The organism is Corynebacterium sp. L4757 (assembly GCF_043673995.1).
Lineage (GTDB): Bacteria > Actinomycetota > Actinomycetes > Mycobacteriales > Mycobacteriaceae > Corynebacterium.
The window spans coordinates 35,405-61,441 of record NZ_JBIMEN010000003.1 but is presented as its reverse complement, the minus strand read 5'-3'; the positions used below and the strand labels follow the sequence as shown (position 1 = coordinate 61,441).

General features: G+C 55.0%; 23 protein-coding genes. 10 read left to right on the top strand and 13 right to left on the bottom strand.

The features are described 5' to 3' along the window. Positions 1-37 precede the first annotated feature (37 nt). The 5 genes from ACG98I_RS05075 to glf all read right to left on the bottom strand — a co-directional run bounded on the left by ACG98I_RS05075 (position 38) and on the right by glf (position 5,917). Positions 38-1,045, bottom strand: coding sequence for a decaprenyl-phosphate phosphoribosyltransferase (locus ACG98I_RS05075; RefSeq protein ID WP_394719187.1), 1,008 nt, complete (start codon positions 1,043-1,045; stop codon positions 38-40). Continuing rightward, complete coding sequence (locus tag ACG98I_RS05070; protein ID WP_394719188.1) at positions 1,042-1,566, bottom strand: phosphatase PAP2 family protein; 525 nt, start codon at positions 1,564-1,566, stop codon at positions 1,042-1,044. Before ACG98I_RS05070 ends, ACG98I_RS05075 begins: the two co-directional genes overlap by 4 nt. Continuing rightward, positions 1,559-3,505 (bottom strand): glycosyltransferase, encoded by a 1,947-nt coding sequence (locus ACG98I_RS05065; RefSeq protein ID WP_394719190.1) that lies wholly within the window; start codon positions 3,503-3,505, stop codon positions 1,559-1,561. The genes ACG98I_RS05070 and ACG98I_RS05065 overlap by 8 nt, the downstream gene beginning before the upstream one ends. A 229-nt stretch (positions 3,506-3,734) precedes the next feature. Next, on the bottom strand, positions 3,735-4,343 hold the full coding sequence (locus tag ACG98I_RS05060; protein WP_394719192.1) for a three-helix bundle dimerization domain-containing protein: 609 nt from the start codon (positions 4,341-4,343) through the stop codon (positions 3,735-3,737). Positions 4,344-4,708: 365 nt separating this feature from the next. Beyond that, positions 4,709-5,917, bottom strand: coding sequence for a UDP-galactopyranose mutase (glf, locus tag ACG98I_RS05055; RefSeq protein WP_394719193.1), 1,209 nt, complete (start codon positions 5,915-5,917; stop codon positions 4,709-4,711). 249 nt (positions 5,918-6,166) lie between these two features. Here glf and ACG98I_RS05050 point away from each other — a divergent pair, with 249 nt between their 5' ends. The 3 genes from ACG98I_RS05050 (at position 6,167) to ACG98I_RS05040 (ending at position 10,194) form a co-directional block, all read left to right on the top strand. Beyond that, positions 6,167-8,428, top strand: coding sequence for an N-acetylmuramoyl-L-alanine amidase (locus tag ACG98I_RS05050; RefSeq protein ID WP_394719195.1), 2,262 nt, complete (start codon positions 6,167-6,169; stop codon positions 8,426-8,428). A gap of 233 nt (positions 8,429-8,661) precedes the next feature. Further along, positions 8,662-9,639, top strand: a complete 978-nt coding sequence (locus ACG98I_RS05045; protein ID WP_394719197.1) for a hypothetical protein — start codon at positions 8,662-8,664, stop codon at positions 9,637-9,639. Between the two features lie 171 nt (positions 9,640-9,810). After that, on the top strand, positions 9,811-10,194 hold the full coding sequence (locus ACG98I_RS05040) for an SdpI family protein (protein WP_394719199.1): 384 nt from the start codon (positions 9,811-9,813) through the stop codon (positions 10,192-10,194). A 97-nt stretch (positions 10,195-10,291) separates the two neighbouring features. On the opposite strand, the gene glpK is transcribed toward ACG98I_RS05040, so the two are convergent. From glpK to serS, 4 genes are read right to left on the bottom strand one after another with little or no spacing between them, the layout of a single operon-like run. Continuing rightward, positions 10,292-11,791, bottom strand: coding sequence for a glycerol kinase GlpK (gene glpK / locus ACG98I_RS05035; protein ID WP_394719200.1), 1,500 nt, complete (start codon positions 11,789-11,791; stop codon positions 10,292-10,294). Next, the gene (locus ACG98I_RS05030) at positions 11,791-12,615 is read right to left on the bottom strand and encodes an HAD family hydrolase (RefSeq protein ID WP_394719202.1); all 825 of its coding nucleotides are present in this window, start codon (positions 12,613-12,615) and stop codon (positions 11,791-11,793) included. Before ACG98I_RS05030 ends, glpK begins: the two co-directional genes overlap by 1 nt. A 1-nt stretch (position 12,616) precedes the next feature. Further along, positions 12,617-13,576 (bottom strand): 1-acyl-sn-glycerol-3-phosphate acyltransferase, encoded by a 960-nt coding sequence (locus tag ACG98I_RS05025; RefSeq protein ID WP_394719203.1) that lies wholly within the window; start codon positions 13,574-13,576, stop codon positions 12,617-12,619. A gap of 57 nt (positions 13,577-13,633) precedes the next feature. Then, the gene (serS, locus tag ACG98I_RS05020; protein ID WP_394719205.1) at positions 13,634-14,893 is read right to left on the bottom strand and encodes a serine--tRNA ligase; all 1,260 of its coding nucleotides are present in this window, start codon (positions 14,891-14,893) and stop codon (positions 13,634-13,636) included. Positions 14,894-15,015: 122 nt separating this feature from the next. Between serS and ACG98I_RS05015 the strand changes: the two genes are divergently transcribed. The 7 genes from ACG98I_RS05015 (at position 15,016) to ACG98I_RS04985 (ending at position 22,173) form a co-directional block, all read left to right on the top strand. Then, positions 15,016-15,768 (top strand): GntR family transcriptional regulator, encoded by a 753-nt coding sequence (locus tag ACG98I_RS05015; RefSeq protein WP_394719207.1) that lies wholly within the window; start codon positions 15,016-15,018, stop codon positions 15,766-15,768. A gap of 44 nt (positions 15,769-15,812) precedes the next feature. Next, positions 15,813-16,928, top strand: coding sequence for a septum formation family protein (locus ACG98I_RS05010; RefSeq protein WP_394719209.1), 1,116 nt, complete (start codon positions 15,813-15,815; stop codon positions 16,926-16,928). A 23-nt stretch (positions 16,929-16,951) separates the two neighbouring features. Next, the gene (locus ACG98I_RS05005) at positions 16,952-17,299 is read left to right on the top strand and encodes a metallopeptidase family protein (protein ID WP_394719210.1); all 348 of its coding nucleotides are present in this window, start codon (positions 16,952-16,954) and stop codon (positions 17,297-17,299) included. A 117-nt stretch (positions 17,300-17,416) separates the two neighbouring features. Further along, positions 17,417-18,178 (top strand): LamB/YcsF family protein, encoded by a 762-nt coding sequence (locus ACG98I_RS05000; RefSeq protein WP_394719211.1) that lies wholly within the window; start codon positions 17,417-17,419, stop codon positions 18,176-18,178. After that, the gene (locus tag ACG98I_RS04995; protein ID WP_394719213.1) at positions 18,178-19,731 is read left to right on the top strand and encodes a 5-oxoprolinase/urea amidolyase family protein; all 1,554 of its coding nucleotides are present in this window, start codon (positions 18,178-18,180) and stop codon (positions 19,729-19,731) included. The genes ACG98I_RS05000 and ACG98I_RS04995 overlap by 1 nt, the downstream gene beginning before the upstream one ends. After that, positions 19,721-21,475: an acetyl/propionyl/methylcrotonyl-CoA carboxylase subunit alpha gene (locus tag ACG98I_RS04990; RefSeq protein WP_394719215.1), complete on the top strand. Its 1,755-nt coding sequence runs from the start codon at positions 19,721-19,723 to the stop codon at positions 21,473-21,475. The genes ACG98I_RS04995 and ACG98I_RS04990 overlap by 11 nt, the downstream gene beginning before the upstream one ends. Before the next feature lie 83 nt (positions 21,476-21,558). Then, positions 21,559-22,173: a GntR family transcriptional regulator gene (locus ACG98I_RS04985; RefSeq protein WP_394719217.1), complete on the top strand. Its 615-nt coding sequence runs from the start codon at positions 21,559-21,561 to the stop codon at positions 22,171-22,173. Between the two features lie 23 nt (positions 22,174-22,196). On the opposite strand, the gene ACG98I_RS04980 is transcribed toward ACG98I_RS04985, so the two are convergent. The 4 genes from ACG98I_RS04980 to pheA form a co-directional block, all read right to left on the bottom strand. Next, on the bottom strand, positions 22,197-22,979 hold the full coding sequence (locus ACG98I_RS04980) for a putative hydro-lyase (protein ID WP_394719218.1): 783 nt from the start codon (positions 22,977-22,979) through the stop codon (positions 22,197-22,199). A 2-nt stretch (positions 22,980-22,981) separates the two neighbouring features. Then, positions 22,982-24,145 (bottom strand): NRAMP family divalent metal transporter, encoded by a 1,164-nt coding sequence (locus ACG98I_RS04975; RefSeq protein WP_394719280.1) that lies wholly within the window; start codon positions 24,143-24,145, stop codon positions 22,982-22,984. A 263-nt stretch (positions 24,146-24,408) separates the two neighbouring features. After that, on the bottom strand, positions 24,409-25,086 hold the full coding sequence (locus ACG98I_RS04970) for a histidine phosphatase family protein (RefSeq protein WP_394719220.1): 678 nt from the start codon (positions 25,084-25,086) through the stop codon (positions 24,409-24,411). Between the two features lie 10 nt (positions 25,087-25,096). Then, the gene (pheA, locus tag ACG98I_RS04965) at positions 25,097-26,011 is read right to left on the bottom strand and encodes a prephenate dehydratase (protein WP_394719222.1); all 915 of its coding nucleotides are present in this window, start codon (positions 26,009-26,011) and stop codon (positions 25,097-25,099) included. Positions 26,012-26,037: the final 26 nt, after the last annotated feature.

Genomic DNA, 26,037 nt, shown 5'->3' with positions numbered 1-26,037 from the left:
TTCCACGGTAGGACATGAACTTCTCAAGCGCTGGAGCTTACATCACGGCTGGGAAGATATAGACAGCCATGGCGATACACGCCAGCCACAGAAGCGCGAGGATCTGCAGGGTGCGGTCTTCCAGCGCAATCTCATCTGGGGCACCGCCCTTGCCGCGGTCCACATCGGCTGCGTAGCGCAAAATCGCGATGGTAAATGGAACCATGGAAATCTGGTACCAAATAGCAGCCCAACCCTCAGTTTCATTAGCCAGCTGGAAACCCCACAGCGAGTAACTCATAACCACAGCGGTGGCGGACAAGGTCCACACGAAACGCAGGTAGGTCGGGGTATAACCCGCCAGTGACTTACGAATCTGGGCGCCGGTGCGCTCAGCCAAAAGAATTTCGGAGTAGCGCTTACCGGATGCCATAAAGAGCGAGCCGAAGGCGGCGACCAACAGGAACCACTGGGAAAGTTCAATACCTGCGGCGACACCGCCGGCCATCGTGCGCAGCATGAAGCCAGAAGAAACCAGCGCGATATCAATCACTGGCATGTGCTTCCATCCAAAGCAGTAGCCCAACTGCAGCGCGATGTACACCGCGATGACCAACGCGAGCTGCAAGCCTGCCGATGCCAGGAAGGACAAGCCAACTGCCGCGATGATGAGCACAACGGCCATGACATATGCCAGGTTGACCGGCAGAACGCCAGCGGCAATCGGGCGGAAGCGCTTGGTTGGGTGCGCGCGGTCAGCCTCGACGTCACGCGCGTCATTGATCAAATAAATTGAGGATGCGCCGAGACAGAAGACGATGAAGGCTAGTGCCACGTCCAGCAACGTGCGGGTGTGGAAGAGAGCATCAGCACCAGCGGCTGCTGGCGCTGCCAATACCAAAACGTTTTTCACCCACTGCTTCGGGCGCAGTGCCTTAATCATGCCATCGGCAAGATTCTTAGGCGGCCGGCGCTTGCGTGAGTCCTCAATACCCTGGGTGTGTGGCTCAGGATGGAAAAACTTCTGCTGGCCGTCACCCTCATAGGTTTCAGGCTTCTCGGTCATGCAGTCTTCCTTTCATAACGAACAATCGCTTCTGCAGTCGCCGCCCCTAGTGCCGCGCCGAATGCGGTATCGGTTGGGTAATGAACACCCAACACCATGCGCGATAACATCATAACGGGCACGCCAGCCAAAGGTGCAGGTGTGCCATAAAGGCGGGATAATGCAACCAGAAAAGCGGTGGTTGACGTTGAGTGCGAAGAAGGAAATGACAACTTCGATGGCGTTGCCACTCCTACGCGCACGTAAGAATAATCTGGGCGCTTACGGCGCACAATTCGCTTGATAATCACTGAGGCCGCATGCGCGGTAAATGCCGATGCACCAACAGCGACCCACTGGCGACGACGCTTCTTATCCACGCTCCAGCCCAGGGCTGAAAGCCCCATCCAGCCAAGCGCATGCTCTCCCATGTGGCTCAACCCACGCGCGGTGGGCAGCACTCCCGGCACGTCAAAGGCAACATCCTGAATGCTCTCAAGGATGCGCGATTCCGCAGTGCTGAGCTTTTTCAGGCTACTCAAAGATCTTCCTCCATGAATCACGGGAAGTCAGCTCCGGCAATGCCTTGCGGTATTCCGCGCGCATTTCATCGAAGTTTTCTTCAATGTCCTTCAGTAGCTCACGGTTTTGCTCCACCAAATCGCGGGCCAAGTCACGGTCTCGCTTGCGGAATGCCACACCGGTGCCACCAGCGGTGGACACAGTTGCGGAATCCACGCGAGAGAGGGTGAACCAGCGTGCCTCATCTGGAGTCAGATTCAGCTGCGGCGCCTCATGGTGGCGCGGATCTTCCTTGGACACCAGGTGCTTGAGGCCCTTGACCGCCCAAGGAATCTTCTTCAGCTTGGCCAAACGGCCACCGATATTCTGGGTCGGCACGCCCGGCGCGCCAGTTGGTGCCGGTAATTCATCAGCGGAATTGATGATAACGGCATCAGAGTAACTGGATCGCAGCTTAGCAATGCGCGGCAACGAGGACTCAAGGATGTCGAAGAGCTGATCAGGGCCTGCAAGGAAGTCCTTCATGGCTTCAATCTGGATGGCCATGGTGGAGTATTCCATGCACATGGTGTGCTTCAAGGTGGACTTGAAGATGGACTTGGTTATGCCCTTGACGTCACCGTCGTGGTAGAGCGCGGCCACGATGAGGCGGTTGCGCAGGTGGAAATATGCCTGCCAGTCAATCGCGTCATCTTTATCTGCCCACGCCATGTGCCAAATGGCAGCGCCTGGCCAGGTCACCGTTGGGAAACCATTGGCTGCAGCACGCAGGGAGTATTCCGTGTCATCCCACTTGATAAACAGCGGTAGTGGCTGGCCATTGGTTTCAGCCACCACGCGTGGGAACAGGCACATCCACCAGCCGTTGTATTCAACGTCCACGCGACGATGCAGCGCACGGGAGTCATAGGAGCTTGGATCCTTGTGGCTTTGTGCATCACCAATCGCCGAGAGCGGGTACTTGGCAAAGTCGTGGTCATAGACGGCATGTGGTGCTGCGCCCCACATGAAGTCACCGCGGTTGACCTGTTCGCCGGTGGTGCGCAGCTGGCTGCGTTCCTGCAGGTTGAGCATCTGGCCACCAACGATAATCGGGCTGGCCGCATAACGTGCCGCTTGAACTGCGCGCAGGATGGAGTCCGGCTCAATCGCGATGTCATCATCCATGTACAAGATGAATGGTGAATCGGTATTCTCTAGCGCCTCAAACATGATGCGGGAGTAGCCACCTGAACCGCCCAGATTGCCCTGGCGGAATTCACGGAAGCGCTCACCGAAGTGCGCAACGGCGTCGTCATAGCCTGGCTCATCTGCTGGGTGCTGGTTGCCTTGGTCTGGCATGAGCACGAAATCGATGATGCCATCCACCACTGGGTCTTCTGCCAGTGCTTGCAATGCGGCCACGGCATCAGTTGGGCGGTTAAACGTTGGAATACCAACAGCAACGCGCTTGTCTGAAGGCTCGATGGTGGAACCATCCGGCATGGTCTGGGGACCAGGTGCAGAAGGCGCACACCATGCGGCCTGCGAGATAGTCGCTTCAGACTCGGCGGTCACGTCGAACCATAGCCAGCCGCCGTCCTCGAAGTTCTTCAAGGCCAGCTCAAACTCGTGGTGACCGCTATCAACCAGGTGGTTAGCCACAGAAATACGCTGACCATCCTGCTTGGAACGATAGATCGAGATATTGGCTTCGCCTTCGATATCCAGTGCCAGGATGATCGAATCTAGCTGGGACCAACGGCGCCAATAGGATGCCGGAAAAGCGTTGAAGTAAGTCTGGAATGAGACCTCTTCACCAGCCGGTACCGTAAGCGACGTGCGGTCGGACCAGCGTAGGCGCTCGCGGTTTTGTTCCGCTTCGATGATGTACAGCATGCGTACATCAAAAGGTTCGCCTCGCTTGGGCAATAAAATGCGCTGAACGGCATTGTCAGAAACAGTGTTGTTTGCTGTCACGATGGTTTCAATTCTCCCATTTCCATACAGTCTTTAAACATTCACAGTACTGGCTCGGTCCCCCACCGGCCTTGCCCAACGCGCATTAAGACGGCGAAAATCGCCCCGCTACCGAACTAACATTTGTCACAGGACGTAAAAAGCGCCCCACAACACAAAGTTGCGGGGCGCCTTGTTTGCGCTCACCGGAAAGAATCCGATTGATTATTGAGTGCTAGTTACGTGGCTATTACGCGGTGAGTTTTACCTGCTCACTCAGTGGCGTGATGCCCAACTTGTTGAGCATGTAGAGCACTCGTGCCTCCAAGTCATCGGCAAGCTCACGGGTCTGCTCCATGGTCTCAGCCTGTGCGATTGGCCAAATCTTGATCTCCTTGCCAGCTTCATCACGTGGCACATCTGCACCAAGGTAAACGATGTAGTCAGGTATGGAAACGGTGCGATTGTCCTCAAGGTGACGTGCCTGTGCGTCCAAGCCGCGCTCACCCATAACATAAGCCATGTGGCTCTCGGTCAAGTTTTCTGGGTGCGACACTGCGCCATCAACAACCAGGGCATCGCCAGCGTGCTTTTTGGTCAAAGCAATCACGGCGTTCACAAGGTCAGCATTCAGGCCAGCTGCGAAACGAACATGGTAACGGTGCTCACCGAAGTATTCGGTGACTTCGCGCTCCACCAGAACTGCAATGTAGTCATCAATGATGGCCTTGCTTTGATGCTTTGCGATGACCTCATCCAACTTGGCGTCAATGGTCTTCGAATCGTGGGCATGGCCGTATGCCTCATGCAGATCCTGACGAAGAGTTTCGAATCGGGACTCATTATTAACAATAAACATATTTCCCCCCACTCACTTTCTGGTTTCGGGCGGTAGGCAATTTAGCGAATCTAAATTCGACCTTTTGTTAACCTAGATTTAACTTTAAGACACAACGTGGGCGTTGTCAAATAGTTGGCTTTAACCCACTACTTTTGCATCTTCGAGGATAACACTTTTTGCAGCCCATGGGGCCATATTCGGAAACTCAGCAAAATCCAACCCGAAAAAATCATTGCCAACCCCGTCGCCGTGGCCCTTCTTTGGTTAACTTTTTGTTTACAACGAGCACCCTCTCCGTTAACCATGCACAACGACAAACGCCTGGCGCTGCCCAAATCAAAGACTCAGGCAGCACCAGGCGCTGGTGGGAAAAGAAGCAGCTTTTAGTGGCCGCGCTCCTGCTCGAGCGGCTTTCCTTCATTGAAGAATGGCTCTAGCTTGGCATCAAACATGTTGAGCGCAGAACCAATCGCCATATGCATATCGAGGTACTGGTAGGTGCCGAGACGACCACCGAAGAGCACATTATTCTCGCGCACTTCCTTGGCCGCGAGCTCGCGGTACTTCTTCAACATCTCACGGTCTTCTGGAGTGTTGATTGGGTAGTACGGTTCATCACCCTTGTCCGCAAAGCGGGAGTATTCCTTCATGATGACGGTCTTATCCGACGGATACTGCTTTTCGCGCTCTGGATGGAAATGACGGAACTCGTGGATGCGGGTATATGGAACATCGGCATCGTTGTAGTTCATCACTGGAGTGCCCTGGAAATCACCGGTATTGAGGACTTCCATGTCAAAGTCTAGGGTGCGCCATCCCAAGTCACCTTCAGCGAAGTCGAAGTAGCGATCCAGCGGACCGGTGTACACAACCGGTGCATAGGGGGATGCTGCACGGACCTGGTCACGAACCTCAAACCAGTCAGTATCGAGAACGACATCAATATTCTCAGAGGTGCACATATTTTCCAGCCACGCAGTGTAGCCGTTGACCGGCAGGCCCTCATAGGTGTCATTGAAGTAGCGGTTATTGAAGGTATAACGCACCGGCAGACGGGTGATATTGCCTGCTGGAAGGTTCTTCGGATCGGTCTGCCACTGCTTTGCCGTGTAGTCGCGGATGAATGCTTCATATAGAGGACGGCCAATCAAAGAGATGGCCTTTTCCTCCAGGTTCTGCGCATCTTCCGCGTTCATTTCTGCGGACTGCTCCTTAATGAGCTCACGCGCTTCATCCGGAGAGTAGTACTTGCCAAAGAACTGGTTAATCAGGCCAAGACCCATTGGGAACTGATACGCGGTGCCATCATGCATAGCGAAGACGCGGTGCTGATAGTCCGTAAATTCGGTGAATTGGGTGACATAGTCCCACACACGCTTATTAGAGGTATGGAACAAGTGCGCACCGTACTTGTGAACCTCGATGCCAGTTTCTGGCTCTGGCTCGGAGTATGCGTTGCCGCCGAGGTGGTTGCGCTTTTCGATTACCAAAACGCGCTTGCCCAGCTGTGTAGCGGTACGTTCTGCCACGGTAAGGCCGAAAAAGCCGGAGCCGACGACGATGAGATCGTAAGTCTTATCAAGGTTGGTCATAAAAGACAGCCTATTAGATTCACAATCTTTTGCTGCGATGGCACGCAATTAGGAGTGCAGGAAGCTTCGACACACCGAAATTTTCAACATGAATAACTCTAGTAACACCTGTATCATTACCCCCAGCTGTTTACTAGCACCACTATGGCCACTTAACATGGCCTGTGAGTATCACGCCGGCAACCGCGATGCTCCAACCCTGGCAGGACATCACTTGTTGAGGGCGAAGTAACTGATAGGGAGATTCCAGTGCAACAACGACGCCGACTCGTTCCCACGAAGTCATCGTGGGCTACTCCGGTAACCGCCGTCGTGGCGGCTATCGCAGTCGCCGCTGCAGCCGCATTCGGTGGGAACCAGATTCTAAACACCCAAGATGGTGGCTCCGGCCCCATCCAAGCAAGCACCAGCTCTGCCAACTTTGGCGACGGCGATACCGTCGTCGTCGATGACCCAGCCATCGCCTCCCAGGGCGAAGGCGCCGGCCCACGCGCGGTGAAGGAATTCCGTCAGGATGATCCTTTCTCCATGTTCGCGCTGACCTGGCAGGGCCAAAAAGACGTGGCTGCTTTTGTCCGCCCAGAATTAGAAGACGGCACCTGGGGCGAATGGTTCAGCATTGAGCCAATGGACGTTATTACCGAAGGCACCAACGGCACCGACCTCATCTTCGTTGGTGACACCAATGCCGTTCAGGTATCCGTCGGCAACGTTGACCTCGGCGTCCCAACCGAGGAAGAAGTCGCAGAAGAACTCGGCGAAGATGCCGCAAACACCGACGACGCGGCAACTGAAGAAGCTCCAGCGGAAGAAGCAGAAGCTGACGCAGCTCCTTCTGACTCTGCCGATGACGCCACTGCCGAAGCTGACACCACTAATGGTGCAGACGGCGGCAATGAAGGCGATGTTCAAAACTACGACGCTGATGTCACCACTCCTTCTGAAGAAGAAAATCCTGCTGGTGATCTAGTCCAGGAAGCAAGCGATCTGGCTGGTGCAGTAACCAATGGCATCTCCCCTGCGACTGCGCCGATGCCTACCGATATCGGTGATATCGCACCTGTTGCTGATTCCGATGAACTGCCTGCAGATAGCGGCGCTGTCTCCGCATCTGACCTGGAAGCTGTCTTCATCGACGGCAAAGCCCAAAACGGTGGCATCGCAAATATGGCTGATACGGAAGGTCTGCCATCGGTAGTTTCTCGTTCCGCCTGGGGCGCAGATGAGAGCATCCGCTGCTCCGATCCGACTTTCACTGAGCCAACCAAGGCTCTGACCCTGCACCACACTGCAGGCAGCAATAACTACACCCAAGCGCAGGCAGCAGCGCAGGTCCGTGGCATCTACCAATACCACGCACAAACCCTAGGCTGGTGCGATATGGGCTATAACGTCCTGGTGGATAAGTTCGGCACCATTTATGAAGGCCGCTACGGCGGACTCGAGCGCGGTGTCATGGGTGCTCACGTTGGTGGCTTCAACAGCAACACCTGGGGCATTTCCATGATGGGCAACTATGAGACTGCTCAGCCATCTACTGAAATGCTGAACTCTGTTACCAGTATCGCTGCGTGGAAGGCCGCTAACTCCGGCTTCGATCCTTCCGGCACCGTCAATCTGACCTCCGGTGGCTTCGGCGCTTCCAAGTACCCAGCCGGCGCAACTGCTACCGTGCCAACTTTCCATGGCCACGGCGACCTGCACAATACTCAGTGTCCAGGCGGCAATGTTATTGCCCGCTGGGGTGAGATCCGCAATGCTACTAAGACGAAGTACGATGCCTTGATTGCTAGTGGTGCTGGCGAAGAAGCCCCAATTGACAGCCCAGATCCAGGCACTGGAGAGGGCGGCGAAGGCGGCGAGGGAGACGGCGCAACCGGTGGCCTCGACACCCTGCTGCCAGCACTGTCTTCCTTAGCTGAAGGCAGCAGCAATTCCAGCGCATCTGCTGACGGTGGTAGCGCTGAGGCTTCTTCCAATATCTCTCCTGAGCAGGTTCAGTCCTTGGCTACCGTTGCCGCAGCAGTTGCTGGTCTAGCAATCGCCGCAGGTGCGGTCACGTTGCCAGAAGAAGGAACAGAGGTTGCACCAGGCGTAACCACCGATGCCATCCCAGGAATCCTCTCCCAGGTACTTTCCGTCGTGGGCGATGAAGAAACCACCCAGTCCTTCAATGCCATCATCAATGCATTTGGCCCAGCTCTTGGCGCGCCTGTTGGCGGTCCAAACTCTGAGAACGCCCAGATGATTTACCAGCTCTTTACCAATGGCGTGGTCCTGTCCTCCGAGGACACCGGCACTCACGCACTCATCGGTGAGTTCGCTCGTGCTTGGGCGCAGGACGACAACGCAACCCAGCTAGGTCTGCCAACCACCGACCAGTACGCAGTTGATCAAGCTAATAATGCAGTCAACGAAGCAACCGGCGGCAATTCAGTTCGCGTTGACTTCCAGGGCGGATACATCACCTATGACCCGAATACGGCAACGGTAGATGTTCACACCAACTAGAAATCAGGTACTCTTCGCCGGCAAAGTGCATGACTAGTTGAATCTTCCCAGCAGTGCGCTACTCCATCTCGGGGTAGCGCACTGCTTCTTTTTCTCCTTCATCTCCCCTTCCGTGAAGGCGTGAGATATTCTAAGATTTAAGATTTTCTTTCGGGGGAAGAATTTATCGGGGGATAAATTTAATCAGACCGGTTTTCGGTTGAACCCCAATAATTCCGAAAGGGTTTATTGGTATGCGCGTGCTTAAAGTCGCTCTTATCTTGTGCACGCTGGGGATTCTCACAGCGTGCTCCATCAACATTCAAGCGCCCGAAGCTCCGCTGGGCGCAGGAAGTGCATCCGCAATTGATAGTGGACAAGAAATAAATGATGACACGACAAGCAGCGGAAGCGATGAAGAAGGTAGCGGCTGGTCGGGTGTGGAGGATTCCATTCCGCTTCCCTCGGAAGGAGCTGCGGAAGCGGCAGAATTTCAGGCCGGACTGGGTTCCTTCTTCTTAAATGAGACGGAAGTCGAAGCAGTAGGAGATCGCCGGATCTATCGCAACAGCTCCAAATTCCGTGACCTTGAAACCGCAGGCTACATGGAACCCGGCGCAAGCTACTTAACGTGGAAAAATACTGCTGACCGATGGGGCCAATGTTCTTTTGGCTGGTGGGTTGGCAACGATACAAAAATCTACAATCTCACTGCTGGTCACTGCGGCGAGGTCGGCGATAAAGTTTACGTTGATACCAGTGGTGGCGAACAAGTGCACATTGGCGAGTTTGTCTACAGCGCCTATGACGAGGGCGCGCTGGTCTCAGGTCCTGATTACGGTCTAATTGAGATCCACCCAGACTATTTCAGCTACGTTGTCACCAATCCGCGTGTAAGCATGTCTGACTCTCCGGTCCGATTGCAGGGAGTCGCCCGAACTGAATGGTTAGAAAGCGCTAAGCCTTATATGTGCCGCTTGGGATTCCGCTCCGGCCTATCGTGCGGTTCTTATGAAGAAATGGTCAACCATTACACGGTAAAATTCGCCAATATCACTGACCACGGCGATTCCGGTGGAGCCATCTGGGCATTCGACCCGCGTGATTCCACGCAAACTGAAATTTGGGCGGTGGCCGTCAATAGTTATGGCAGTGATTATGACGCAACCTTTGCGGCAGGGAAAGTTATCGAACCAGTGATGGATGAATTCGACCTTAAAATTTTCAACTAACCACTATTCCCCTACTAAGCACCGTTTTGCTCTGGCCCAGCACTGTCAGATTGCATTGCGGTTAGCTCATTAATCCCAGCAAGCCAGGGCTGAACATCACCATTTTCACGTTGCTCTGATCATGTTAGGCTATCAATTCGCAAAGTGGGATTTTGATCAGAGGAGGGCTTGATGTCGGCTTATGCAATAGTAATGACAGTCACGTACCTCATCCTGGGCATTGGCGCTGTGTCCATCGGATTGAGGGCACAACAAGAAAAGCTGCCAATGAACTCTTGGGCAGGGCTAAAAACACCTAAACTAATAGCCAACGAGACAGCTTGGATACAAGGCCACAAAGCAGCGGCTGGTTACATAATGCTTGGTGGAGTGCCATTTATTATCGGCGCTATTCTCTTTTTCTTTGTGGATGAATCCTATATCGCATTTATTAGTCTCCCCATCGTGCTTATCATGCTGATTTCCATGATCGCTTCTTTCAAAAAGGCTAATGACGCCGCTGAGCAGTACAAGGAAGCGGGAGACCTCAAGAAATCACGTTCTATGATGCACTGACAACGACGATTGCTTTGACCACGATTGTGCTGTGATTGCTCTTCCTTGAGCCGCTATTCTTAATCCTTTATTTGAAATACTGGCCTTTAGAGAAAACTTAATCTTCCCAGTCCAGGGTTCTTTCAACAGCCTTATTCCATTCGGAGTAGAGGCGGTCGCGTTCTTTAACATCCATATCTGGAGACCAGCACTTATCCGTTGTCACCAGGTTTTCTAATTCTTCAAGGTCAGCCCAAAATTCCTGCCCCAAGCCGGCGGCAAAAGCGGCGCCAAGCGCGGTAGTCTCAATCTCCCTCGGGCGAATCACTTCGGCATCCAAGATATCCGATTGCAATTGCATGAGTAGTTCATTGGCTACCATGCCGCCATCAACATGGAGCGCGGTGAGATCAATGCCTGAATCTGCTTCCATGGCTTCAACAACTTCACGGGTTTGAAAGCAGGTGGCCTCCAATGCCGCGCGCACGATGTGAGTGCGGTCAGCAAAACGAGTCAGCCCCACAATTACGCCGCGGGCATCCGGTCGCCAGCGAGGAGCGAAAAGGCCCGAGAAGGCTGGCACGATGTACACTCCGCCATTATCCTTTGCCGCAATGGCCTCACTTGATGTGGCATTCGGAATGATTCCGAGCTGATCGCGGAGCCATTGAATCAGCGAGCCGCCAACAGCAACGGAACCTTCCAAGGCATAGACCGGCTCTTTTCCTTCACATTGGAAAGCCACGGTAGTAAGCAAACCATTATCAGACCACCGTGGTTGCTCACCGGTATTGAGCAACATGAAAAGCCCGGTGCCATAGGTATTCTTCGCTTCGCCTTCGTAGAATGCGGCCTGCCCAAAGAGCGCTGCCTGCTGGTCCCCAAGAACTCCAGTAATTGGTACTTGAGATAAAGAACCTTGGGTTCGGACCTGGCCGAAATTACCAACGCTGGGGCGAATCTCGGGGAGGATATTGAGGGGTACGCCAACTTCCTGGCATAGTTCTTCATCCCACTGCAGAGTGCGAATATCCATGAGCAGTGTGCGTGAAGCATTGGTGACATCAGTAAGATGTACTGCTTCTTTGCCTTGGTCACCCCGGGCACCACCAGTGAGATTCCACAGCAGCCATGTGTCTATTGTTCCGGCGAGCAATTCGCCTTTCTCAGCACGTTCTCGTGCACCGTCAACGTTATCCAGAATCCACGCAATTTTTGGACCAGCTGGATAGGAGTTTGCCAATAAACCCGTGCGGTCGAGCCATTTATCATCAGGATTAATCGCATTTGAGGTGCGGGTATCTTGCCACACAATTGCGTTATAGATCGGCTTGCCGGTCTTCTTATCCCAGACTACAGCGGTCTCGCGTTGGTTGGTAATACCAAGTGCCGCGAAATCTTCCGGTGCGGCGTCTACTTCCACCATTGCTGCGGAAACTGCGCGGCGTGCGTTGTACCAAATCTCTGTAGCATCATGCTCCACCCAGCCCTGACGCGGCATGATTTGCTCATGTTCGAATTGCGCTGAACCACAAATCTCGCCGTCATGATTAACAATGACGCAGCGAGTCGACGTTGTGCCCTGGTCAATGGCTGCAATATACCGTGGATTAACCATTAGAACCACTGCTCAAGAATGTGCGCGACACCTGCTTCAGCATTAGAGACCGTGACTTCATCGGCTGCTGCCTTCACAGACTCATGAGCATTCGCCATCGCAATGCCCCGACCAGCCCACTGGAGCATTTCAATGTCATTGGGCATATCACCAAAGGCAATAACGTCCTTCTGCGCAATCTCGTAATGATCCGCCAAGTACTCCACGCCAACTTCCTTAGTCACGCCAGGAGCAGCCACTTCCAACATTCCATCTGGCATAGAGAATGTCACGTGCGCTTTCTCTGGATCAACATGTGGGTTGATCAGCTCAAATAGCTCCGAAGAGTCCATCGCGGTATTGCGGATAATAAGTTTAACGGCAGGAGTCCCCACTACACCCTCCACTGATTCCACGCCAAAGCCGTGAAAATCAGTTTGGGATGCGTACATCTCATCCACCACATACAGCGTATCCAGTGGATCATTTGCGGTCATACCAGCACGTTCGACGGCGAAAGACACACCACCATGACGGATCATGATCTCCTGGGCGGCGGTAACAATATCGCCCATTGCTTCGGTCTCGAGCTCAATCGCGCGAACCACGCGGTCCTGATCGGAGTCATACACGACCGCACCATTAGAGGTCACGCATAATGGGCGAATCGGAAGCTGTTCCAACACCGGCTCAATCCAGCGGTGTGGGCGTCCCGTTGCCAATGCAAATTTCGCGCCAGCTTGAACAGCATTCACAACCACGTCGCGGTTACGCGGGACGACTCGGTGGTCAGGGTTCAGAAAGGTCCCGTCAATATCCGAGGCAATGAACTTCGGAGCATTCACGCTATTTCTGTTCCTTCCGCGCTCGCTTCGAAAGCTTCTTCAACTGCTTTTGTGCCCGCTTAGCCAGTTTTTCTTCGTCTTTGCGCTCGGCCTTCGCGGCTTGCTGCTCAGCTTCTTTAGCTTTCTTGGCGGCACGCTCAGCGCGCACAGCCGCATCAATGCGTGCTGCCTCTTCCAGTGTCGGCGCGGTGCCATTCATGGACGCCGGGCGCCAAGGCAGACCATCCTCAAATGGGCCATAGCGCTCATCATAGAGGTCCCGCACCTGCTCAAGCATCGACTTCATAGCAAAGTACAAAGCATCAATATCTTTATCCGCATCACCGGTAGTCGGGATGGGCTCCCCGACCATCATGATGATCGGTGTCTTTGAGCGCCCCAGATCCTTCTTGCCGCCCTTTGGCCAGATACGCTGCGAGCCCCAACACACCATCGGAATCAACGGAACATCCGCCTTATTGGCAATACGCGCCGCACCACTTTTCATGTCCTTAATCTCATAAGAACGCGAGATGGTGGCCTCCGGGAAAATACCCACGAGGTTGCCCTCGGCAAGACTCTCCAGTGCAACGTTGATCGACGCACCGCCGGCGGGACGGTCCACCGGAATATGCTTCATCTTCTTGCCCAACCAGGTGATGAACGGATTGACAAAGATTTCTTTCTTCGCCATGAACCGCACCATCCGCTTGCCACGTAAATGCGCAGGCACACCGCCTAATATGAAGTCATAATAACCAGTGTGGTTCATCGCCAACACCGCACCACCATCAGCAGGGATATTCTCCGCACCATAAACGGTGATTCGCAGTCCCTGCGCCGTCATGATGTTTCGCGCAAGGCCGATGATGTTGCGGTAAATCAGCTCCCGCCACTCTTTATGCGCGGGTAGTTCCTCTAAATCAGTAGGCACCCAGAAAATTCCCTGACGCAGCTCAAGCGCGCAGTTCGTATCAACCATGAGGAATCCTTGCTAATTCGTACTTATCTGACGGTATGCTGCGAAAAATGACAAGATCTACTTGATTGGCTCAAGTACGTCCTTACCCATCATTGGGCGCAGAGCCTCAGGGATAACCACTGTGCCATCAGCCTGCTGGTTATTTTCCAAAATTGCCACGAGCCAGCGGGTAGTAGCCAAGGTACCGTTAAGGGTTGCGGCAGTCTGGGTCTTACCGTTGTCATCGCGGTAACGGGTCTGCAGACGTCGTGCCTGGAAGGTGGTGCAATTCGAGGTCGAGGTCAGCTCGCGGTATGTGCCCTGGGTTGGTACCCATGCCTCAGTATCAAACTTGCGGGCTGCCGATGCACCCAAGTCACCACCAGCGACATCGATGACGCGGTAGTGCAAGTTCATGGCATCGAGCATTTCGCGTTCCATGCTCAATAGCTGCAGGTGCTGCTTCTCTGCATCTTCTGGCTTGCAGTAGGTGAACATCTCCACCTTGTCGAACTGGTGAACGCGCAGGATACCGCGGGTATCCTTGCCGTGGGAGCCAGCTTCACGGCGGAAACAAGAAGACCAACCGGCATACTGGATAGGACCATTGGACAGGTCAATGATCTCATCCTTGTGGTAGCCAGCAAGCGCCACCTCGGAAGTGCCCACTAGGTACAGGTCATCACGCTCAAGGTAGTAAATCTCATCAGCGTGGTCACCCAAGAAACCAGTACCGGCCATGATTTCTGGACGGACCAGAACTGGTGGAATCATCAGGCTGAAACCAGCTGCGCGTGCCTTCTGTGCAGCCAGCACCATCATGGACAGCTGCAGGAAAGCGCCGTCACCAGTGAGGTAGTAAAAGCGTGCGCCACCAATCTTCGCACCGCGCTTGGTATCGATGAGCCCCAGGGACTCACCGAGCTCCAGGTGGTCTTTTGGCTCAAAGTCGAACTCTGGCTTTTCGCCGTAGTGTTCAAGGACCACGAAGTCATCCTCGCCACCGGCTGGCGCACCTTCGACGATATTGGAAATCTTGTATTGCAGGGTTTCTACCTGCTCCTCAGCCTCACGCTGGGTTTCTTCAGCCTGCTTGACCTTGTCTTTGAGCTCATTGGAGCCTTCCAGCAGGGCTGGGCGTTCTTCCGGAGATGCCTGACCGATCTTCTTACCAAATGCTTTTTGCTCGGCACGCAGTTCATCAGCAGCCAAGATAGCAGATCGGCGACGCGTATCAGCTTCCAACAGCTGGTCTACCAGCTGCGGGTCCTCACCACGGGTGACCTGGGAGGTACGTACAACGTCTGGGTTCTCGCGCAAGAATTTAAGATCAATCACGGCGCTAATCCTACCGCACCCCTATTACTAATACGCCACAACCGCCAGCACAATGCAGCCAAACTTTTTAGTCCATAACAAAACGGTTGCAGTGGTAATAACCAGAAGCCTAGGATGGACATATGTCACAGGCACCGATTTTGCCCCAACGGGAGATAGTGGATGGGCCAATTCCCAAGCACGCCCAATTGCGTGAAATCTTAAATGAACTGTGCCGCACCACATTGAAACCGGGCGATCTACTTCCCGGTGAGCGCCTGCTCGAAGATGTTTATGGAGTTTCGCGCATTACTGTTCGCCGCGCGATTGGAGATCTTGTCGCCGCCGGCCGTTTGCGTCGAGTAAGAGGTAAAGGAACCTTCGTTGCCCCGAACCCTTTGGTTTCGCGGCTGCACCTAGCATCATTTTCCGATGAGATGGGCGCCCAGGATGTCTCTGCTAGTTCTCGCATCTTGTTATCCGGCCGCGCTAGCGCACCGGAAGATGTCTTCAAGTTTTTCGATACTGATGAATCCACCCCGCACATTCACTTGCGCCGCTTGCGTTTGGGCGATGGGGAGCCTTATTCCATCGATGATGGTTGGTATAACTCCGAACTCGCGCCAACCCTATTAGAGAATGACGTCTACAACTCCGTCTATTCCATTTTAGAAAATGACTTCCACCTGCCGATTTCCGCCGCCGATCAGACAGTAACCGCAGTTGCGGCTGATGAAGAAGTCGCCGCCCTATTGGATGTAGAAGTTGGCGCACCTTTATTACACATCATTAGATATTCCAGCTCAGGGGATAAGCCCGTAGAGTGGTGTTCATCCGTTTATCGCACTGACCGGTACCGACTATCCACTCGAATCGGCCGGGCTTTAGATTTTTAATGATTCTCGGCTGAAACAACTGGTCGGCTAAACTAAGGTTTCTTATGACTAATGCAAGCACCCCAAAGCCCTGGCGTTCTGCGGCTGCACCACGCATTGCACTTGTCGCTGCTGCCTGTGCAGCGGCATTCCTCGGCGCCTATGACTATTTCAGCGGCAATGCTGCCAGCATCGCTGAGGAATCACCCGTGATTGACACGACCACCTCTTCGCCTGGAGTCGGGGATGAAAGCACACCTTTCACCACGGCTTCTGAGGGTGATTGCCTGACATGGCAGGTCGGTTCTGACGGCACTTTTAGTGATTTTCAGACCACTGACTGCGCCTCAGATCACCGTTTTGAGGTCTCCACGGTAGAAAACCTAGCCATCTACCCCACCAGTGAGTTCGGTCCAGATGCCGAAATGCCAAGCATGGAGCGCCAAGCGCAGCTCCGTGAGGAACTCTGCCAGGGTTCCACGCTGAATTACTTGGATGGGCAATTCGACCCAGCTGGAAAGTATTCCATTGCCCCAATCTTGCCACCTACCGAGGCCTGGGCGAATGGCGATCGCACCATGCTGTGCGGCTTGCAGACCACCGATGAAAACGGCATCCCGCAAGAGACCCAAGGCCGGGTATCTGAAGTCGACCAAGCAAATATCGCCGCCCCGGGCGCCTGCCGCGAGATTGGTGATGACCAGGTGCTGCGCACTGTAGACTGTTCCGAGCCCCACCAGCTCGAAACCGTGTCTGTAGTTAACTTGGCCGAGCATTTCACCGACGGCACTCCTTCGGTCGAGGATCAGAACGATTACCTCGCGCAGCGCTGCAATGATGACGCCATCGCATACATGGGTGAGGAAGAAAACCTCTACCAGTCCACCCTTCAGCCATACTGGGATGCCATTTCTGAGACCTCCTGGAATGGCGGTACCCGCTCGGTCAATTGCTCGCTCATCCACGCAGGTGAGGATGGAAATTCCTTCTCTGAAATCATCGGCACCGCTCAGGACGGTCGCGATGGTCTGACCATCAATGGCGCGCCACCAACCGAGCAGCCAGAGCGCAATCCGCTGCGCGAGAACTCTGGTGATGACTCCGAACCCGCGGATTCCAACTCCGACACTGATGCCGGCGACAATGCCGGTGACGCTGCCGAAGCCGTCCCAGCACAGTAAGATGCCCACTTAAGCGGATTTCTATGGTTCAGGTTTCGGAAGAGCGCTTTGATGAGATGGTCAATGATGCGCTCGATAAAATCCCCGATGAATTCGTGGACAAGATGCGCAACATGGTCATCTTGGTCCGGGACTTTAACGAGGACAATCCCGAAATCCTAGGCCTCTACGAAGGCGTGGCGCTCACAGACCGCACCCACCATCACACGGGCTTTTTACCCGACGCCATCTTCATTTATCGTGGCGCACTACAAAATATGTGCTCCTCCGAAGAAGAGCTTGCCCACGAGGTCGAAGTTACGGTCTTTCACGAGCTCGGCCACTACTTTGGCTTCGAAGAAGAAGACTTGCATCGCCTCGGCTGGGGCTAAATTCCACCACCCAATCTGGGACACCTCTAGATTTTAAAGTAATGGGCTTCACAAAGATTAGTGATGTGGGTTATACTAATCTCGTTAATTGTTCAACAAGCTTAGGGGTGGTGCTCGATGTCGTCGATATTCATTGATCTCAATGCAGATTTAGGCGAAACAACCGCTGGCAATCCAGTTGCTGATGACCAGGCAGTGCTGGAGCTAGTCTCTTCTGCCAACGTGGCGACCGGTTTCCATGCCGGTGACCCGCACTCGATTGCCGGCACACTGAAGGCCGCTGCCGCAGCCGGCGTCACCATCGGTGCACACATTGGTTATAACGACCCAGCTGCATTCGGACGGCGTTTCATTGAATACGTTCCAGCCGAGCTTGCCGATGAAATTACGTACCAAATCGGTGCACTGGAAGCCCTCGCGCGTGCGCATGGCACACGCGTGTCCTATGTAAAGCCACATGGTGCGATGTATAACGCGATTGTCCACCACACGGCACAGGCTGAAGCAGTCATCGCTGGTGTCAAGGCCTATGGCGATTTGCCTGTGATGCTGCTCCCTGGCGGCGTGGCCGTCGACATCGCGGAGAAGTCCGGGATGACTGTTATCCGCGAGGCTTTCGCCGACCGCAATTACAATCCCGACGGCACTCTCGTGAGCCGCACTAAAGACAACGCTGTTCTCCACGATCCGGAAGCGGTAGTTGCCCGCGTACTGGAAGTTGCTGAAACCGGCTCCATCACAGCTGTTGATGGCAGCGTGTTGAGCGTCGACGCCCAATCCGTGTGCACCCATGGGGATTCACCCGGTGCAGTGAATCTGCTGCGGGATGTGGTTGCGGAGCTGCAGCGCCGTGATATTGAGATTCGGAGCTTCGCCTAATGCAGATCCACCCCGTTGGAACGCGCGCGCTGCTTCTTGATCTCGCTGGCCTCAGCCAGGTCATGGATTATCACGCAGCACTCACCGCGCGCCCGCTCGCTAACCAGGTGGATTGCATCGCTGCCGCCACCACGGTGCTGCTCACCTTCGAAACCCCTGATTCGACCCGGCGCGCCCAAGAATTCTTAAGCGATTTCACCCCTCCTAAAGCGCAAGCTGCTGACTCCCGCACGGTGGAAATTGATGTGCTTTATGATGGCGAAGACGTCGATGACGTAGCTGAGCACCTGGGCATTTCCCGGGAAGCACTCATTGACTGGCACACCTCCACCGAGTGGTCCGCAGCCTTTGGCGGCTTTGCGCCAGGCTTTACATACTGCGCACCAGCCAATCCGGAAGATATCCGCGAGATTCCCCGCCGCGCCAACCCACGCACCGCGGTTCCCGCAGGTGCAGTCGCCATCGCGGGTGATTTCTCAGCGGTTTATCCACGTAAATCACCGGGCGGCTGGCAGTTGCTGGGCACCACTAATACCCCGATGTGGGACTCGCATGCTGAGCCACCTGCGCTGGTGCAGCCTGGTGACCGCGTGCGTTATCGCGCGGTCACTACACTGCCTGATATTTATGACTCGGGCTCACAGTCCAAGCGTTCTCCTGCACGTCTGCCGCGCATGGAAGTCATTGACTCCGGCCTGCTCACTCTCTTCCAGGATCTCGGCCGGCCTGGCTACGGCGACCTGGGTGTCACCTCATCCGGTGCGGCAGATAGAGCGTCGGCGGCAACGGCCAATATTGCTGTGGGCAACCCACGCCAATCAACAGTGCTGGAGAATATCGGCGGTATCTCGCTGAAGGCGCTCAGCGACACCGTCGTCTGTGTCACCGGTGCTGCTGCCGGCGTCTACCTCGGCGATATGCCTGTTCAGCTCGCCCGCCCAGTGCTAGTCACCGCCGGGCAAACCGTTCGTATCACCGGTGCTGAGTATGGTTTCCGCAGCTACATCGCCATCCGCGGTGGGCTCATCGCTGAATCAGAACTCGGTTCCTCATCCACAGATGTACTTTCAGGTCTGGGCCCCGCCCCCGTGCAAGCCGGCGATATTCTCGGTGTGCTTCCGCGCTCCACCGGCATGACCGATGGTCAGCTAACCAACCCGCTGCGGATTCGCCCTACCGCCAATGGCGGCACCACTGCCACGCTGCGCTGCGTCCTCGGCCCCCGTGATGACTGGTTCGGGGATAACGTTGACAGCTTCCTAGACGCGGAATGGACTATCAGCTCCTCATCCAACCGCGTTGGTATTCGCCTGGAATCCGACACCACCGTCGAGCGAATTGTTGAAGGCGAGCTTCCTTCAGAAGGCATGGTGGCTGGCTCCGTGCAGATTCCGCCCAATGGCAAGCCGGTGCTTTTCCTGCGTGATCACGCAGTAACCGGCGGCTACCCAGTGGTGGCCACTGTATTAGAAGAAGACATTGATATCGCCGCGCAGCTTCCACCGGGAGCCACCGTGCGCTTTGAAGTAGAGGACAACACTCATGACCATTAAAACCATCCTCATCGCCAACCGTGGCGAGATTGCCGTTCGTATCGCCCGCGTCGCCCGTGACTTAGGCATAAAATCCATCGCGATTTACTCCGATGCTGACGCAGGTGCTCTGCACACCCAGGTCGCGGATGAAGCCTATGCGTTGCCTGGCAACACAGCCTCCGATACCTATATGAATGTCCCTGCGCTGCTGGATATCGCTGCTCGTGCCGGCGCTGATGCCGTGCACCCCGGCTATGGCTTCCTTTCAGAAAATGCTGACTTCGCCCGTACCGTGGCAGAAGCAGGCATGATCTGGATTGGCCCTCAACCAGAAGCGATTGAGCTGCTCGGTGACAAGATCGCTGCACGCCGCGTGGCAGAAGAAGTCGGCGCGCCTCTCGCCCCCGGCACTTCTGATCCAATTGGGGATTGGCAGGAAGCCCGCGCTTTCGCTGAAGAGCATGGCTTGCCGATTGCCATCAAGGCTGCCTATGGCGGCGGCGGGCGCGGACTCAAGGTTGTTCATGACTTGGAGGAAATCGAAGGCGCCTTTAACTCCGCTGGACGTGAGGCCATGGAAGCTTTTGGGCGTGCTGAATGCTACGTAGAGAAATTCCTCACCCATCCCCGCCACGTTGAGGCGCAAGTGCTTGCCGATTCCCATGGCAACGTCACCGTCCTAGGCACCCGCGATTGCTCCACGCAGCGTCGCTTCCAAAAGCTTATTGAAGAAGCCCCAGCTCCATCGCTTACCGATGCCCAGCGCGAAGGCATCATCGAAGGCGCCCGCGCCATTTGCTCCAAGGTGAACTACACCGGCGCTGGCACCGTGGAATTCATTGTTTCTGAAGACGGCACCATTTCCTTCTTGGAAGTTAATACCCGCGTGCAGGTGGAGCACCCAGTCACTGAGGCCGTCACCGGCGTAGATATCATCGCTGAGCAGATCCGCATCGCTGCTGGTGAACCGTTATCTATCACAGAAGATCCGGAAGCTCATGGCCATGCCTTTGAATTCCGCATCAATGCTGAAGACATTCTCAATGGATTCGCACCGTGCCCAGGCACGATTCTCACCTTTGAACCACCGACAGGCCCTGGCATTCGCGTGGATTCCGCTGTGCGTTCCGGTTCCATCATTCCGCCGTATTATGACTCGCTCATTGCCAAGCTCATCGTGTGGGGACCGACCCGTGAAATTGCGCTGACCCGCGCCCGCCACGCGCTGCGCGAGTTCACCATCTCCGGTGTACGCACCGTGCTGCCATTCCACCGCGACATGATGGATGAACCAGCGCTGACTGGTTCTCAGCTGGGGGTCTATACCGACTGGGTGGACCATAACTACCGCCCATCTGCTGCACACCAGGTAGATAAGGTGGAGGCCATCTACGCACCACGGCAAAATATCGCGATTGAAATCGGTGGCAAGCTCGTTAACGTCGGACTGCCAGTCGAGTTCCTCAATTCCGCGGCTGGCGCTTCGACCAGCGGTGCACCAGCAGGCTCGACACCGGGAGGTGAGGCAGCTGCAGGCAACGGCACCACTAGTGATGGCGATGTCACCTCTCCCTTCGAAGCCAACCTCGTGGCGTGGAACGTCACCGACGGTGATGATGTTACTGAGGGCGACGCAATCGCTACCGTCGAGGCGATGAAGATGGAATCTGCCATCAAAGCACCGCGCACCGGAACCATCACGTTGCACGCCAAAGAAGGCGACCGCCTGGATTCCTCGACGGTCATCGCCACCATCAAGTAGCCAGACGTCCCGCACGGTTTCGATATACCCCAGTATTCAGGTCTTTCCGCTTGATACTGGGGTGAATTCGTTAGACTTTGCCTATGCTTTCTCAGTCTGTCGCATCCGCTATCCGGGATGCAATCTCTGCTGGTGAATTCCAGCCTGGTCAGAAGCTCAGCGAAGTGAAAATCGCTGAACGCTTCGAATGTTCCCGCAATACCCTTCGGGAAGCATTTACGGAACTGGCTTCAGAAAGACTGATTGAACGCATCCCCAACCGTGGCGTATCCATCGCTGTGCCAGATCCTGAGTACGTCAAAGACCTCTACCTCGCGCGCATGGCGCTGGAACACGCCGGTGTCCTGTGGGGCGATTTCCCAGCGGCAGACCGGCTTGTTGAGTTGGCCTCATCTGCGCGCCGCTTTGCTGATAAAGGTGAAGATCAATCGGTATCAAGCATCAACCAGCTCTTCCACCGCGCGCTCGTGGCATCGCTGGGTTCACAGACTTTGGATGAGCAGATGCAGAATCTGCTCGCGCGCATGCGCCTAACATTCCTGCTGGTACTACCCAAGATTCCAGAAATCCACAGAACCCACATTGATTACAATGTCCAGGTTGCCACGCTCATTGCTGAGGGAAAACGTGAGGAGGCTGCCGCAGTCTCCCGCGACAGCCTCCTCAAGGCTTATCATTCCATTCGCTTCGTCCTTTAAACGCGCACTCGTACAGAGTGCGCTTAAGGGACTTGGTATTCCACATCCCGGGCATCAGTAACCAGCATTTTCCCTGGCTCATGAGTAATGGCCAGCCGTGGACGTGAATTCATCACCACAGCTTGTGGCGTCACTCCGCATGCCCAGAATACTGGCACATGACCTTCGGGAATCTCCACTGCCTCACCAAAATCCGGGGAATCAAGGTCTGAAATTCCAATCACCGCCGGGTCACCAATGTGCACTGGTGCGCCATGAACTGATGGATAGCGGGAGGTGATGCGCACTGCATCAACCACCCGGTCTGCCGGTATCGGCCGCATGGATACCACCATCGGTCCAGAGAACACACCTGCAGGCGCTGATTCGATATTGGTCTTATACATGGCCACATTGCGGCCTTGTTCGACGTGCGCAAGCGTGATGCCATTGTCTACCAGCGCGGTTTCAAAGGTAAAAGAACAGCCAATGAGGAATCCGACCATGTCATCGCCCCAGTAGTCGGTGGCATCATTCACCGATTCCACCAGCTCCCCATCTTTGAAGATACGATAGCCGGGAATATCAGTACGGATATCACCACCAGGAAGCAACGCTGAGCTAAATTCGCCGGCTTCCAACACGCCAACTATCGGGCAGGATTTCGGGTTGCGCTGGGCAAAAAGCAGGAAATCAAACGCGTATTCTTTCGGGACCGCCAGCAGGTTTGCTTGCATATACCCTGCGGCATAACCGGAGGTTGTAGCCATCGGCTCAGTCCGTGCGATCTCACGAACCTGCGCTGCTGTCATTGCTGCCTTATCCATTGCTAGCTCCACATATCCATGATGCCCGATAGTGCCTTAAAGCCAATGAAGATTTCCAGAATCAGTGCCACGGCACCCACAATCAGCAACCACTTTGGGTGCTTGACGCCACCAAGCAGGTCAGGGCGGCGGAAGGCTACCCACATGACCATCGCGAATGCGATTGGCAGGATGATTCCGTTGAACGCACCTGCGAAGATGAGCAGCTGCTGCGGTGCGGAGTTCAAGATAACGAACAAAATGGTACACACCACGATGAATCCCACGGTGAGGAAGTTGCGGGTACGTGGTGCAACCTTCTGCGTGGTAACGAAGCTAATCGAGGTGTACGAAGCACCGATGACGGAAGACAGTCCAGCGGCGAAGAGAACCACACCGAATGCACGCAGGCCGAACTCACCAGCAGCGTGATAGAAAGCATCAGCCGCGGTGTTGTCTTCAGACAGGGCAACACCAGTGCTGACCACGCCAAGCACAGCCAGGAAGAGCAGCACGCGCATAATGCCGGTAATCATCACGCCCATGACGGAGGTAGTCGTGATGTCCTTGACGTGCTCGCGGCCAGTCATTCCATTGTCAATGAGACGGTGCGCACCGGCGAAAGTGATGTAGCCGCCCACTGTGCCGCCAATCAAGGTGGTGATGACAAAGAAGTCGATTTCTTCTGGCATCACGGTATTCTTCAGGGCCTCACCCACTGGTGGCTGGGAAACAATGGCTACATAGAGCATGAGCAGAATCATGATGGCGCCCAGCGCCGCCACGATCCGGTCCAGCGCGATGCCGGCCTTCTTGGATAAGAATATGAAGATAGCGATGGCAGCGGCAATCACGCCACCAATACGGGCATCAATCCCCAGCATTGCATTGAGGCCCAGTCCTGAACCAGCGATATTGCCGATATTAAACACCGCACCGCCGATAAAGACCAAGATGGCCAGGAACCATCCCAGTCCTGGAAGAACAGTATTTCCCAGCTCATTCGCACGCATGCCGGAGACACAGAGGACGCGCCACACATTGAGCTGGATGCAGATGTCCACAAGGATGCTCAGCAGGATCGCGAATGCGAATGAGGCGCCCATCTGGACGGTGAATACGGAAGTCTGGGTCAAAAAGCCCGGACCAATGGAGGAGGTTGCCATGAGAAACATGGCGCCCGCCATGGCGCCTATGCCACGTGGCGGATTCTTAGCCGCAGCTACTGTTTCATCACTCACGGTGACTCTCTTTCGTGATGGGGGTCGCATTAAATTGTGATGCGCATCATGATAGGCGACTGTTGAACAATAAGAAAGAATTACACAGGAAAGAAAGTTAAACCACTGGTCAGAAAGGCGCGTAAGGGGTATTTCAGCTACCCCCGGCAATAAAAAAATGCTCCATCATGAAAATCTCAATTCATGATGGAGCAAAGCGCAGGGACGGGTTAATCTTCCAGCTCAGTATCGGCCCAGCGGGTAATGGTCCACTTACCAAATTCTTCCGCGCGCGGTTCGAGCACAATGTAGCGGCAATTTTGCAGGTATCCGGTAAAAGCAAAGTCTGGGTCAATACCGGAGGCATGAGTAGCAACCAAACGAATAGCCGCGCCATGAGAGACCACGACGACGTCTTCCTCATCGCCTAATCCAGCAGCGATATCTTCCAGTACCGGCTGGTAGCGCGCAAGTACGTCTTCGTAATTCTCACCGCCTGGGCAGCGCGCGGCCTTGTCGCAATCCAGCCAGCCGCGCAGTGCGGTCGAGTATTCACGGTGAGTGTCTTCGGAATTGGACATCTCATTGTCGCCCACAAAGACCTCATGGATGCCCATAGCAACGTCCACATTGACGTGGAATTCAGGTAGTTCAGCTGCTTGTTCAAAAGAACGCGCGGCCAGCATCGCGGTTTGTTGTGCACGCAACGCGACAGAACAGACGAATCCGCGCAGACGCCCCTGATCGCCATTATTGGCACCAACCAAGTGGGATAATTCAATGCCCACGTCATGCGCCTGCTGGCGGCCGCGCTCTGTCAGCTCGGCCCCGGGTGGACGAGTATCCAGCAAACGCTCAACGTTGGAAAAGGTTTGGCCATGGCGCAGCAGGATGATTCGTCCAGTCATGCATACAAATCTAATGCCCCTTGCGCACCCGCGCTACCCAATCGGTGGCTTTATCAAATTCCGTGGTGTCCAACTGCGGGCGTGACTCATCAGCCGCCGGCCACGACCCAATGAAGCGCAAATCATCGGTGCGCAACCACAATGCACGCAGGGCTTCTGCCAAAGGCTCATCATCCACGTGCCCCACCAGGTCAATGAAGAAGTGATAAGTACCGAACTTCTTGCGCGTCGGGCGGGATTCAATGCGCGACATATCCACGTTGCGGTAAGAAAATTCTTGCAGGATGCTCGCCAAGCTACCCGGCTCATTTGGCACGGTAAAGACCACCGAGGTCCGATCATTGCCAGTGCGCGGGGTGGGCTTGCCCGGCAATCCCACCAGCACAAAGCGGGTGGTCGCACCCTTAACATCTGCCACTGAAGAAGCGAGCACATCGAGACCATGAATATCTGCCGCGCGCTGTGGCGCGGCCGCCGCGTCTACTTCCCCACGGGCAACCGCCTCCGCTGCCGCGCCATTGGACGAGGCCGGCTGGAATTTCACGTCTGGAATATTTTCAGCCAACCAACCACGTACTTGTTGGTAGGCAACCGGGTGGGTGGCAATGGTTGTCACATCGGCCAGCTGCATGCCCTTTTGCACCATGATGGCAAAGGCGACCTCCAGGTCCACCTCACGGTAGACCTGCACCGGCTCGCCTTCCGTAAACGCATCAAAGGTAGTGGTCACCGCGCCATCAACGGAGTTTTCAATCGCCACGCACGCGTAGTCCGCGCGCCCCTCGCGTACCGCGCGAAACGCTTCAGATGCCGAATTCACCGGCATCTGCTCAACGTTGTCAACGGCGCCACTTTGTTCAAAAGCAACCAGCGCTGCCTCAGTAAACGTTCCACTAGGTCCCAAGAAAGCCACGGTTGAAGTCATGCCTACCAATTTAAACTACTAACGTT

Excerpts from the sequence above, each read along its gene's own strand:
- ACG98I_RS05045 (WP_394719197.1), top strand. The coding sequence starts at position 8,662 with ATGCGCGTGCTTAAAGTCGCTCTTATCTTGTGCACGCTGGGGATTCTC.
- ACG98I_RS04975 (WP_394719280.1), bottom strand. The coding sequence starts at position 24,145 with ATGGCGGGCGCCATGTTTCTCATGGCAACCTCCTCCATTGGTCCGGGC.
- ACG98I_RS04970 (WP_394719220.1), bottom strand. The coding sequence starts at position 25,086 with ATGACTGGACGAATCATCCTGCTGCGCCATGGCCAAACCTTTTCCAAC.
- ACG98I_RS05025 (WP_394719203.1), bottom strand. The coding sequence starts at position 13,576 with ATGGTTGATACGAACTGCGCGCTTGAGCTGCGTCAGGGAATTTTCTGG.
- ACG98I_RS05040 (WP_394719199.1), top strand. The coding sequence starts at position 9,811 with ATGTCGGCTTATGCAATAGTAATGACAGTCACGTACCTCATCCTGGGC.
- ACG98I_RS05010 (WP_394719209.1), top strand. The coding sequence starts at position 15,813 with ATGACTAATGCAAGCACCCCAAAGCCCTGGCGTTCTGCGGCTGCACCA.
- ACG98I_RS04980 (WP_394719218.1), bottom strand. The coding sequence starts at position 22,979 with ATGGATAAGGCAGCAATGACAGCAGCGCAGGTTCGTGAGATCGCACGG.
- ACG98I_RS05015 (WP_394719207.1), top strand. The coding sequence starts at position 15,016 with ATGTCACAGGCACCGATTTTGCCCCAACGGGAGATAGTGGATGGGCCA.
- ACG98I_RS05000 (WP_394719211.1), top strand. The coding sequence starts at position 17,417 with ATGTCGTCGATATTCATTGATCTCAATGCAGATTTAGGCGAAACAACC.
- glf (WP_394719193.1), bottom strand. The coding sequence starts at position 5,917 with ATGACCAACCTTGATAAGACTTACGATCTCATCGTCGTCGGCTCCGGC.
- ACG98I_RS04995 (WP_394719213.1), top strand. The coding sequence starts at position 18,178 with ATGCAGATCCACCCCGTTGGAACGCGCGCGCTGCTTCTTGATCTCGCT.
- ACG98I_RS05060 (WP_394719192.1), bottom strand. The coding sequence starts at position 4,343 with ATGTTTATTGTTAATAATGAGTCCCGATTCGAAACTCTTCGTCAGGAT.
- pheA (WP_394719222.1), bottom strand. The coding sequence starts at position 26,011 with ATGACTTCAACCGTGGCTTTCTTGGGACCTAGTGGAACGTTTACTGAG.
- ACG98I_RS04985 (WP_394719217.1), top strand. The coding sequence starts at position 21,559 with ATGCTTTCTCAGTCTGTCGCATCCGCTATCCGGGATGCAATCTCTGCT.
- ACG98I_RS05005 (WP_394719210.1), top strand. The coding sequence starts at position 16,952 with ATGGTTCAGGTTTCGGAAGAGCGCTTTGATGAGATGGTCAATGATGCG.
- glpK (WP_394719200.1), bottom strand. The coding sequence starts at position 11,791 with ATGGTTAATCCACGGTATATTGCAGCCATTGACCAGGGCACAACGTCG.
- ACG98I_RS04990 (WP_394719215.1), top strand. The coding sequence starts at position 19,721 with ATGACCATTAAAACCATCCTCATCGCCAACCGTGGCGAGATTGCCGTT.
- ACG98I_RS05075 (WP_394719187.1), bottom strand. The coding sequence starts at position 1,045 with ATGACCGAGAAGCCTGAAACCTATGAGGGTGACGGCCAGCAGAAGTTT.